Source organism: Pseudomonas sp. QTF5, assembly GCF_000512695.2.
Classification (GTDB): domain Bacteria; phylum Pseudomonadota; class Gammaproteobacteria; order Pseudomonadales; family Pseudomonadaceae; genus Aquipseudomonas.
In genome coordinates, this window is record NZ_AZRW02000050.1 from 13,824 (window position 1) to 26,597 (window position 12,774).

1 protein-coding gene is annotated in these 12,774 nt (G+C 63.1%); it reads left to right on the top strand.

What is annotated here, in order from left to right; translation table 11 throughout:
- Positions 1–7 precede the first annotated feature (7 nt).
- Positions 8–12,427 (top strand): filamentous hemagglutinin family protein, encoded by a 12,420-nt coding sequence (locus IC37_RS26230; protein WP_030131573.1) that lies wholly within the window; start codon positions 8–10, stop codon positions 12,425–12,427.
- The last annotated feature ends 347 nt before the right edge of the window (positions 12,428–12,774 follow it).

Below are 12,774 nucleotides of genomic sequence, written 5' to 3' on the forward strand. Positions count from 1 at the left end.
GAGTAGGATGCTGCGCTGCAAACCTCAGACGAAACTGAACGTCCCACGTCGCGACAGCGAGTTGTCGATGTTGCGGCTCAAGCCGCTGGCCCAGGCCATTGCGCTGCTGATGGTGGCCGGCAATGCCCACGCAGCGACGGCGTTCAGTTCGGCCTGGTTTGCCGCCAAGGGCGCATCCCAGTCCGGTGGCGCGGGGCGGCCCACGACCGCGCAGCCAGGCATGCCGCCACCCTTGGCACAACAGCAACGGGCCAATGCGCAGTTGCAGCGTTCGCTGACCAACCTCAACAACACGGTGGCTGCCATCGCGGCCCAGCAGGCCGCCCAGGCAGCGGGGCGGCAAGCCGCGTTCGGGCAGGTACAGACCGTGCCCGACGGGCTGGGCGAGGGTGGGCTTAAAGTCGACAACAGCCTTACCCAGGGCTGGCACAACGCCAAGGGACCGCAGCAGACCCAGTCCGGCGGCAAGACCACGGTGAAGATCGAGCAGACCGCCGACAAGGCGATTCTCAACTGGGAAACCTTCAACGTCGGCCGCAACACCACGGTGGATTTCCAGCAGCAATCGGACTGGGCCGTGCTCAACCGGGTCAACGACCCGCAGGCGCGGCCAAGCCAGATCCAGGGCCAGATCAAGGGCAATGGCACGGTGATGCTGGTCAACCGCAACGGCATCATTTTCAGCGGCAGCAGCCAGGTCAACGTGCGTAACCTGGCGGCGGTGGCGGCCAACATCACCGACGAGCAATTCAGCCAGCGCGGCTTGTACGTCGATGCCACCGGCACCCAGCCGACCTTCACTGACGCCGCAGGCAAAGTCCAAGTGCAGCAGGGCGCGCTGATCGAAACCCACCGCGCCGCCACTTCCACCGCGGGGGGCGGCTATGCCTTGTTGTTGGGTTCCGAAGTAGAGAACGCCGGGTCAATTATCACCGCCAAGGGCCAGACCACCCTGGCGGCGGGCGACAGCTTCTACATCCGACGTGGACAGGGCACCAGTGGCAACCTGCGCTCCACCACCCGTGGCAACGAGGTCGCGACCTCGCTCAAGCCGGGGAGCAGCGCCGGCACGGTGATCAACAGTGGCCTGATCCAGGCCAGCACAGGCGATATCACCCTCACTGGACATCGCGTGCAGCAGAACGGCGTGGCCGTCGCCAGCAGTTCGGTGGACACCCGTGGCACCGTGCACCTGCTCAACGCGGCGAGCGACAGCAGCGGCAGCGTGACCTTGGGGCAGGGCAGCGCCACGGCGGTGCTGCTCGATGCCGCGGGCGGCAGCGCCCTGGACAGCCAGCACAACGCCGGGCCCGCCGGCCTGGACGGCACGCCGAACAACCTGATCACCGGCCAATTCAACAACCTCAGCAGCGTGGTCGACCGCAGCGACCAGTCCCGGGTCGAGATCGTCAGTGGCGGCAGTGTCGACTTCCAGAACGGCTCCATCACCCTGGCCACCGGCGGCCAGGTCGCGGTCAGCGCCGCCGGTCGCAGCCTGGTGCGCGATGGCGCGGTGATCGACGTGTCGGGCGCGATCGGTGTCAAGGTGGCGATGGAATCCAATTCCATCAAGGTCAACGTGCAGGGCAACGAGCAGCGCGACGCACCGGTCAACCGCGAGGGCGGCAAGTTGACCAACAACGATGTCTGGGTGGACGTGCGTGACCTGATCTACGTCCCGGCGGGCACCAACGGCTACGCCACTGACCGTTGGTACACGGCGGGCGGGCTGCTGGAAGTCGGCGGCTACCTCGGCACCCGGGGTCACAGCATGGGTGAATGGGCCGCCCAGGGCGGCACGCTGACGTTCACCGGTAATGACGTGGTGACCCAGCAGGCGGCGCAGTTGAACCTGTCCGGCGGTACCCTGGATGTGCAGAGCGGTTATCTGCGCCAGTCCTGGCTCAAGGGCCCCAATGGGCGCTTGTATGAATTGTCCAAGGCGCCGGGGGACATCCTCTACACCGGCATCTACAAGGGCTACGAAGACCACAGCCAGCGGTGGGGCCAGACCGAATACTACTACAACCCGCTGATCGCCCCTCGCGAGCGCTTTGAAGCCGGCTACACCGTTGGCCGCGATGCCGGCAAACTGGTGGTGTCGACTCATAACGCAGTGCTGGAAGGTCAGATTGTCGGTGAGGTCTATCAGGGCGAACGCCAGGCCCAGGCGGCGAACCTCAACCTCGACGGTTACCAGCAATCGCAAAACGCCGTGGCCCGACGGGCTCAGTTGTTGGTGGGCAACTACACGCCGATCTACGACAAGACCAGCGGCGTGATCAACAGCGGCTTGAACCCCACGCTCGATCAGGTCACCGTCGGCAAGGTGGCCGACAAGATTGCAGCGGGCCTTGACCTGACCTCGGTGGTCGGCACTGATCGGCAAGGCAAACTGGTTCTGGATAACGATCTGCTCAACGGCTTCCAACTCGGCGCAGTCAAGGTGGCGGCGCTTGAGGGCATCAAGGTCGATGGCGCACTCAAGGTAGCCGATGGCGGCGACATCACGCTTTATGCACCGCAGGTCGAGGTGAATGCCGACCTGACGGCCCGCAGCGGTCGCATTGCCTTGGGTAACGTGCTTAAACAGGTCAGAACCGATAATTTCCAGATGGGAGACGTCGTGCTTTCGCCCGCCACAGGTCAGCGTGCTGTGGTCACGTTGGGCGAGGGCGTGACGTTGAACACCGCTGGCCGCTGGAGCAACCTGCTGCTTGACGGCAACAACCGCCAGGGCCTGCCGTTTATCAACGGCGGTGCCGTGGTCGTGCGCAGCGACAATATCGATGTGGGCCAGGGCAGCCTGATCGACGTCAGCTCCGGCGCGGCCGTCATGGCCGATGGCAAGACCCGCGGCGGCAAGGGCGGTGACTTGACCCTGACCGCCGGTCTAAGCGCGTCGTCCGGTAACGGCGCCTTGAACTTGGACGGTGAGCTGCGCGGCACCGGGGTGAGCGGTGGAGGGACCTTGAAGCTGGCGGCCAATAAAGTGCTGATCGGCAACAGTGTCGAGCCCCTCGAATCTGGCACCTTGCAACTGGGCAGCGACTTCTTCGACAAGGGCTTCTCGGCCTATGACATCACTGGCAACGAAGGCCTGACGGTGGCCGAAGGTACTAAGGTCGATGTGACGATGCCGGTGTACCGCTTTGGCGAGCTGGCGTTGAGCACCGGCAGCGGCGCAGAAGCGGCCGATGCGTTGCAGCGCTGGACGCCGCAGCTGTACCAGGAAGATGCGATCAAAGGCGTCCTGACCCAGCGTCGCGGCGCGAGCCTGAGCCTCACTGCCGGTACCGCGAACTCCAGCGCCGCCGACATGGCGAGCACGGTGTTGAACCTGGGCAAGGGCAGCGTGATCAGCGTCGATCCGGGGCAGGGGATCGATGTGCGTAGCATCGGTCAGTTGACTGCCAACGGTACCCTTAATGCGTGGGGTGGGCGGGTCAGTCTCACCGGGTTGAGCGTCACTGGTGCGGGCGAAGGGGTCAATGCCCAGGGCCACGGTCGTTCCATTTGGTTGGGTGAGCAGGCGCTGATCGACGTCTCCAGTCGTGCCGTGACCGCCCGGGATATGCGCGGCCAGACTTACGGCCTGGTGCGCGATGGCGGCCAGATTGTCATCGGCGGCCAGATCGACGCCGCGAAAGGATCGGCTTCAGCGTCCGAATTGTTCGTGGTGGTGCGCGACGGTGCGCGTCTGCAAGCGGATGGCAGCCAGGCTGTGCTGGATATTCCCGGCCAGGGACGCACGTCGGTGGCGAGCAATGGCGGCAGTATTTCCCTGGCATCGGCCAATGGTCTGTACCTGGACGGCGACTTCAGCGCTCGTTCGGGTGGCACAGGGGCGGCAGGCGGCAGTTTGTCAGTAGCCCTGGAAACGCCGTATTACCGCAACGATGCGGTCAGTGACCGGGTCTTACAGGTGCGTGAGCTGGTGCTGGGGCAAAACGCCCAGGCGACCCTGCTGGGCGACACAGTCGAGACCTCGGTGGATTCACTTGTCTACGGTCACGGCCGATTGGGCGTGGATCAGGTCCAGTCGGGCGGCTTCGACAGCCTTGCCTTGTTGAGCAATGGCCTGTTGAACGTCGATGGCGACGTGTCACTGTCTCTCGGCCAAAGCCTGAGTCTGTATGCCCGCAGCTTTGGGCCGAGCGCAAACGCGCCAGCCAATACCCGGGTCCAACTCAATGCCTCCCATGTGCTGCTGTCCGGGCCGGCGGCCGCTCGACCGAATATGGACGGGTATACTCGGCCAGCGGTCGAGGGCGGCGGTGTGTCGCTGTTGGCAAACAAGGCAGTGTTTTCCGTTAACGCAGACCTGCTGGATGTACAGGGCAGTGTGATATTTAGCGGCAAAGGCACGCTGAGGCAGGCCGATGGCAGTACCGTCGAGCTGGAACGCGCCGGTTTCGACCGAGTCCAGCTAAGCAGTCGGGGGGATTTACGATTCCTGGCCGGGTTCTCTGGCGGCGGTATGCCTGAAGGCTTCACTACCCAATTGCTGACCCCTTCGGACATGATCTTGCAAGCGGCGCAGTTGTATCCCGCGACCGGGGTCGGCGCACGGATATTGGCAGGATATGGCTGGGGCACTGAACCCGGTAGCGGCATGATTCTCTATGATCCGGCGCGTAGCCTGGTCATCGGACGCACCACACAGGTAGCACCTCAAGTGCCTTATTCGGTGTTCGGTCGCTTGCAGCTGGGTAGCGCTAAGATCGAACAAGGTGGTGTTGTCCGTGCACCTTTGGGGTTGCTTGAAATCGGTACAAACGACAGCTTGGCGGGTGTATCGGCTCGAGTAGACTTGTTGCCGGGTAGCCTGACTTCGGTCAGCGGCCTGGGGCTGGTGTTGCCTTATGGCGGCACTGTCGATGGCCAGAGTTATCAATACGCTGGCAAGAAGGTTGTGTTGCTAGGGCAAGGCGCGGTGCTCACCGAATATGGTGACCTGAATATCGGCGTGATTCTCGGCGGCAAGTCGGTGGCGGCCCAGGAGGGTTCGGTCCTGGACCTCTCTGGTGGCGGTGAATTGCTCGGCGCCGGTTTTATCTCTGGTCGAGGTGGTTCCACCGATGCGCGCTTCAACCCGCTGGTACAAATCGGTGCCAATGGCGGTTTCACCCTGCCGGTGCTGTCCACCAACCCGGTCTATGCCATCGTGCCGGGCAATCAGAGCCAGTACGCGCCGGTTGCCCCCGAAGGCGGCGCGGTAGATCCGAGAGTAGGCCAGCAAATCACCATAGGTGCCGGTGTGCCCGGGCTGGCTGCCGGTACCTATACCCTGATGCCGTCCACCTATGCCTTGCTGCCGGGTGCGTTCCGGGTCGAGGTCAATGGCTTGGCGGGGCAAGGCTCCACAACGGGCGCGCAACAGATGCGCAACGGTTCGTGGACCGCCGCCGGGGTGCTGTCGGTGGCCAATACCGGGCAGCGCAACAGCATTGCCAGCCAGCTCATTCTGACATCGGGCGATGTGCTGCGTCGTTACTCGCAATACAACGAAACCAGCTATGCCCAGTTTGCCGTGGCCGACGCCGCACGCTTGGGCGTTCCCAGGGCCCTGTTGCCGATAGATGCCAAGACGTTGAAGTTGAACCTGACAAAGGGCGCTGGAGATCAAGCCTTCTCCTTCAAGGGCATTGGCAAGTTCGCACCTCAGACCGGAGGGTACGGCGGCACCGTTGCGGTGGTCGGCAGCAACAGCACTGCGCTGGAAGTGGTTGCCGAAGGGCGAGGGGCCACGGCCGGCTTCGAGGGGGTGACCCTCAATGCCGAAAGCCTCAATGCATTGAATGCCTCACGCCAAGTGATCGGCGGCCAGTTTTCGGTGCTCTATGGCCAGGGTGGTAACTACATCACGCCGCAAAGGGTGTCCCGCAGTGTCGCGCTGCGTGAAGGTGCGACTCTGTCGGCGCCTGAGGTATTCCTCCTGGCCGATGGTGGCGAACTGTTGGTGGAACAAGGCGCCGCCATCAATACCATCGGACGGGGCAAGGCCGCTTACGATGCCCGTGATGGTTTTATCTATAATCTCAATGTGACGTACCAAAACTACAGCTTGCTGGCCGCCTCCAATGGCTTGCTCAATGTATTGGCCCCTTTGTCAGGCACCACCGGCACGGTCAACATCGGCGGATGCAGCCTGACGCCGTGCGGCGGCGTGACCCGGATTCACTCCGAAGGCAGCATCGTTGCTGCGTCCGGCAGCAGCCTGGAGTTGGACGACCAGGTGCGTTATGGCACCCGTCACCTGACCCTGGCCCTGAGCAACATCAACGTCGGCACCGCCCAGGCCCTGAGCAACGCGGCGACGCGCCAGGTCCTGCCTGCCGGTCTGACCCTGAGCCAGACCGTGCTCGATCGCCTGTTGCGCGGGGACACCGAATACGGTGCTCCGGCCCTGGAAACCCTCGAATTGTCGGCCAGTCAGGCGCTGAACTTCTACGGCACCGTCAGTCTCGACACCTATGATCCTGCTACAGGCAAGTCGCGCCTGAACAACTTGATGCTCAGTACCCCGGCCATTTATGGCGCCGGCGGCGCCAACGACGTGGCGACCATTCGCACCGCCAACCTGATCTGGAACGGTGCCGTTGGCGCGCCGGGTTCGGTGATTGCCGGTGGGGCCGGTACCGGTGCCGGTCGCCTGGACATCCAGGCCCAGCGCATCGAATTCGGCTATGGTGACTTCGCCCAGCCTAGCTCGGTCACCACCCTGAACCGCCTTGCCCTGGGATTCGCCAACGTCAACCTCAGCGCCAGTGAACGCCTGACGGCCAACCACAAAGGCAGCCTGGCGGTGTATCAAAGCCAGGGGGCCTATGACGCGAAAACGGGCTACGCCTACAGCGGCGGCAACCTGAATATCCTTACCCCGTTGCTGACCGGTGAGGCCGGTTCGGTCAACCGCATCACCGCAGGCGGCGCGGTCAATGTAACGGGAACAAGCGCTAAGCCGGGCACTGTCTCCGGGCTTGGGGGCGAGTTGTCCATCAAAGGCGCGAGCCTCAACCTTGCCAGCGTGGTGATGCTGCCCAGCGGCAAGTTGACCCTGAGCGCGACGGACGACCTGACCCTGGCCGATGAGGCGCTGATCGACGTGGCTGGCCGCGCAGTCACCTTCAACGATGTGACACGCTACAGCGCCGGTGGTGAGGTGATCCTGCAAAGCCAGAGCGGCAACATCCGCCAGGCGGATGGTTCAAGCATCGACCTCTCGGCCCGCAACAACCAGGCTGGCCGGCTCAGTGCGGTGGCCCTGGACGAGGCCGCCGGGATCGTTGATTTGCAGGGGCGGATTCTCGGCAGCAGCACGGGCGAATATGACGCCGGGGGCACCGACATGCCGTACCTGGCCGGCGGCGTGGAGATCCAGGCCCAGCGCCTGGGCGGCAACGGTAGCCTCAGCGAGCAGTTCGCGGCGTTGAACCAACGGTTGAACGACGGGCAGGTATTCGGCTCTCGCAGCTTCCAGCTCAAGCAAGGCGACCTGGTGATCGGCAACGAACTCAAGGCCTCATCCATCAACGTGTCCCTGGACAATGGCAGTCTGTTGGTCAACGGCACGGTGGACGCCAGCGGCGAGCGAGTCGGCAGCATCCGGCTTGCGGCCGGGCGTTCCCTGACCCTGGGCAGCAACGCGGTGCTCGATGCCCACGGCAGCCGTCTGCGGGTGGACAGCTACGGCAAGATCATCGATTCGCCGAACCGTGCCATCGTTGACCTGACTTCCCGCAACGGCGTGCTGACCCTGGCCGACGGTGCACGCATCGATTTGCGTCATGGCACGGTAGCGCCTGCCGGGAAGCACGATGGTCGTGCCCGTGGCACGCTGGAACTCAATGCACGGCGTGCCGGCTCGGTTCCGACCCAGGGCGACATTGCCATCGACGCCAGCGGTGGCCTGGATATCCAGGGCGCTCGTTCGATTGCCGTCAACGGTACGTGGCAGTACAACGACGCAACCTACGGTAGCGATCCGGCGGCCAGCGAACGCCCTTATCAGGTCATCGACCAGGCGTACCTGGATGGCAAGCACCAGGACAGTATTGCCTTCATCAACGCGGCGCTGGCCAACGGCGATTTGATGCAACGTAAACTCGCCGGTCTGAACAACGCTCGATATGCCGATGTGTTCCACCTACGGCCCGGTGTGGAGATCGTCAGCGCGACGGCCGATGGTGATCTGGTGGTGAGGGGTGACCTGGACCTGTCTGGTTATCGCTACGCCAGTGTGAATCCGCATACTCGTAAAACCGCCGTGTACGGCTCCGGTGAGTCGGGTGCGCTGACTCTGCGCGCTGGCGGCGACCTGAACATCTACGGCAGCATCACCGACGGGTTTGCCCAGCCACCGGCCAGCAACGATGACAAGGGCTGGGTGCTGTTGCCGGGCATTGATTTCGCGGCGGGCGATATCGTCGTACCCGGTACCGGCGTGACCCTGGCGGACGACACGGCGTTTCCGGCGGGCTCGGTGCTCAACTTCGACGTGCCGCTCAAGGGCGCCACCCTGGCTGCGGGAACACGTCTGCCGGTCGCCGCGACGCTTGATCAGCCGCTGGTGCTGCCCGCCGGCACGGTGTTGGCCGCGGCGGTGCATGACGCCTCGGGCAACCTGTTGTTCGTGGCCGGCACTTTGTTGGCTTCGACCCAGACCCTTGAGGCGGGCACAGTGCTGGGGGCGGGTAGCCTGCTGGGCAGCAGCGCAACTATAGGCAGCCTGATCTGGCCTAAAGGCGTTGCCTTACCAAGCATTGCGGACGCGACCCATGGCTTGACCAACGTCCTGCGTCTCAACGGCCCCCTGGCACTGAGTGTGGGTTCGAAAATTCCTTCAGGTACAGACATCAAACTGCCGGCCGGTGTCGAGTCGGTGCAGTTGCGTCCGGAAGTGGCGGGGAGCAACTGGGCCATCGCACCGATGCTGGCAGAGGGCTCGCAGTCCTGGTCGTTGCGCCTCGTGGCGGGCGCCGATACGCAGGCGGCGGACAGTCGGGTCGTGAAGCCCGCATTGGCTAGTGGTGATCTTCATTTGGCTGATAGTCATTACGGTGTATTTGGCGTGCCAAATATGGTGTGGAGCGAAGCAGGATCGCTGGAGTTTTTTGGTGACACCAGCATGGCGGGGCAGCTCGTGGACTTTGTTGGGTTCGGCGATCCTAATCTGTGCATCGACGACCCGTCTCGTTGTGAAGAGAATGGTCCCCCCGGATATAAGCCGGGCAGTCAGCGCTGGAGTGTCATTCGCACCGGCACGGCAGACCTTGAGTTGCTATCGGCAGGTGACTTGAAAATGGAATCGCTGTACGGGGTCTACACCGCCGGCAGCTCGGCCAGCGCGACCTACGCTGGTGATCCGTACAATCAGCCCAAGGCGTTGGGTGCAGAAGGTAAAGTACTCAATGACGATACAGGTGAAAACGAGCAATTCGTGGACGGCGGCGTCAACAGTGTCTATCGCGCTTGGTACCCTGACTCTGGCGGTAACCTGACCCTGAAGGTCGGTGGCAACCTGACCGGCAATGCCATGGATGTTTCCAGCGTTAGTTATGGGCGGCCCAACCTGCTCGACAGCGGCTACGACACGGTCAACGTCGGTAACTGGCTGTGGCGTCAAGGCAACGGTTCAGTCGCCACGGGTACCGGGGCACAACCATCTGCGTGGTGGATCAACTTTGGTAGCTACACCGCTGCGCAGGATCCCGTCAATGCTGACCTGATGGTTGGTTTTACCGGCTTCGGTACGCTGGGTGGGGGCGATCTGAATGTTCAAGTGGCGGGTGATGCTGGTGTGCTCGATCAAATGGCGGGGAGTCTTCTTGAGCCGCGCAGCAACCGCCGCAGTCAAGGACTGGTGCTTGCCGTGGGCAGCACCGGGCGCGTAGGCGCTGATGGCAGCCTGCAACTGACCGGCGGTGGTGATCTCAATATGCGTGTGGGTGGTGCTTTGAACCCCGAGAGCCTGTTCGCGAGCGGGCATCTGAACGGCGCGGTCATCAACCTGCGGGGGCACGCGCAGATCGACAGCGGCGCCATCGGTCGAGTCGACCTCCAATACGGCAATGCTGCCTCAGCACAATCACCTGGAGAAACTCGGGCCTACGATTCCTTCAAGTCCACACGAGGATCTGCAACGGGTGGACTGACCCTCATGCCGGGCGACGCTACCTTTGATTTGACAACTTCGGGCGACCTTGTCGTGATGGACGTCGCCGACCCGGGCCGGGCGCCGATGATGAGTGGGTCGCCCTTCAAAAATGGTGCGACTAACGGATCGGGCCTGAGCTGGTTCACGCTGTGGACGGCCAATACTGCGGTCGACTTGTGGTCGTCGGGAGGCAACCTGACGCCTTTTACCTTCAGTATCCCAACGGATCTGGCGGTGGTCTATCCATCTATCCTGAGAGCTGTGGCGGCCAGTGGCAGCCTTTACTATGGGAAATCCTCAGCATTTGGAACAAGCTACAACGGTAACAATCGCCCAGCCCTGCTGCTCGCTCCTGGCATCAACAGTGAGTTGCAATTCATGGCCGGCGATTCCATCTACGGCGGCGATATGTCGGTCAGTCGCTCCGGTGCTGCATCGACTGCCTTGGCGACGCCGTTGCGGCCAGCCTTTGTCGGTATTGTCGATGGTTTCGTCATAAAGGCCAGTAATCTCTCAGCCGATGGCAACCCCGCTCGCCCTAGTGCGAAAATATTGCCTCTGTTTGCCTTCGATACCAGCAGCGCTTCCGGCGAATGGGCCCTTAATGTCGATCCTGCTCGCTTCTATGCGCTTGAAGGTGACTTGCTGGCAGTCGCCACTGGGCGGTCGATGACATCAGTCCCTACGGGCAGATGGCCGGGGCGAATCGCATACGAAGGCGCCGGACCTGTACGGATGATGGCTGGGCGAGACATTGTCAGCAGCGGCATACCGCTGGGCGGGTCTCTGAATGAGAACCCCGACGTGGGGAATTACACCAGCGCCGGCAACCTTTTCATCCATAACAACCCCACCGACATCTCCATCGTGTCAGCCGGGCGCGATATCCTCTACAGCAATTTCAACGTCGCCGGTCCCGGCCTGCTGGAAATCACCGCCGGGCGCAATATCCTGATGGACGACAAGGTCAGCATCACCAGTATCGGCGCCGTGGTGCCGGGGGATTCGCGCCCTGGCGCGAGCCTGGTGCTGCAAGCCGGCGCAGGCCTCAACGGGGCGGATTACGAGCGCTTCGTCAAGGCGTACCTGGACCCGGCGAACCAGGCCATGGCCGGTGTGCCCCTGGCGAACCAGGACGGTAAAGTCGCCAAGACCTACGAGGCAGAACTGGTTGACTGGCTGGAGAAACGATTCGGCTTCAGCGGCGACACCGAACAGGCCCGCAGCTACTTCGCGGCGCTGCCGGCCGAGCAGCAGCGGGTGTTTGCCCGCGACGTGTACTTTGCTGAACTCAAGGCTGGTGGCCGCGAGTACAACGAAGTGGGCGGCGTGCGCCAGGGCAGCTACCTGCGGGGCCGGGAGGCCATCGCGCTGTTGTTCCCGACCAAGGATGTGGCGGGCAATGCGATCACCTACAAAGGAGATATCACCATGTTCGGCGGGGCGGGTGTGCACACCGATTTCGGCGGCGGCATCCAGATGCTGACGCCGGGTGGCGGGCAAACGTTCGGTATCGAGGGTAACGCGCCGCCGTCCACCGCCGGGGTCATTACCCAGGGCGAGGGCGATATCCAGTTGTACGCGCAGAACAGCATTCTGCTGGGGCAGAGCCGGATCATGACCACCTTTGGCGGCTCGATTCTCGGCTGGTCGGCCCAGGGCGATATCAACGCCGGTCGCGGGTCGAAAACCACCGTGGTCTACACGCCGCCCAAGCGTCTGTACGACACCTGGGGCAACGTGACCCTGTCGCCATCCGTGCCGAGTACTGGCGCGGGGATCGCGACGTTGAACCCGATTCCCGAAGTGGCGCCGGGTGACATCGACCTGATCGCGCCACTGGGCACCATCGATGCCGGCGAGGCGGGGATTCGGGTGTCGGGCAACGTCAACATCGCGGCGTTGACCGTGGTGAACGCGGCGAACATTCAGACCCAAGGCAAGTCGACCGGTGTGCCGATGACCGCTTCGGTGAACACCGGGGCGATCACCTCGGCCAGTTCCGCGGCGTCGTCGGCCACTCAAGCGGCGGAAGACGTGGCGCGTCAGCAGCAGGCCGCGTCGCGGCAGAGTCAGGCGTCGGTGTTTACCGTGCAGGTGTTGAGTTTCGGCTCCGAGCAATTGGCCCCGACCCGCGATGGCGCGAGCCGGGCGCCGGAGGCCGGGTACAACCCGAACAGCCCGGTGCAGGTGCTGGGTGCCGGTGCTCTGGATGAATCGGCGCGGCAGCGGCTGACTGAGGAGGAGCGGGGCAGCCTTACCTTATAGGACTCTCGTTGTAATTTTGGGCGGCCTTTGGGTCGCCTTTTTTTTCAAATCTGGTGGATGTACACAGTCCAACTGTGGGAGCGGGTTTGCTCGCGAAGACGGTGGCACATTCAACAGGGAAGTGACTGACAGACCGCTTTCGCGAGCAAGCCCGCTCCCACAGGGGATTTCGGTGAACACACTATCTGTGTACGCCTGAGATCAAATGTGGGAGCGGGCTTGCTCGCGAAGAGGCCGGCTCATCCACCACAAGGCTCGGTGTCAGACCACTAAACAAGCACTGTTTAAACGACACTTCCAGATACTCACTCAGGCTACACATCCTTGCGCCGCTGCCTACGACTACG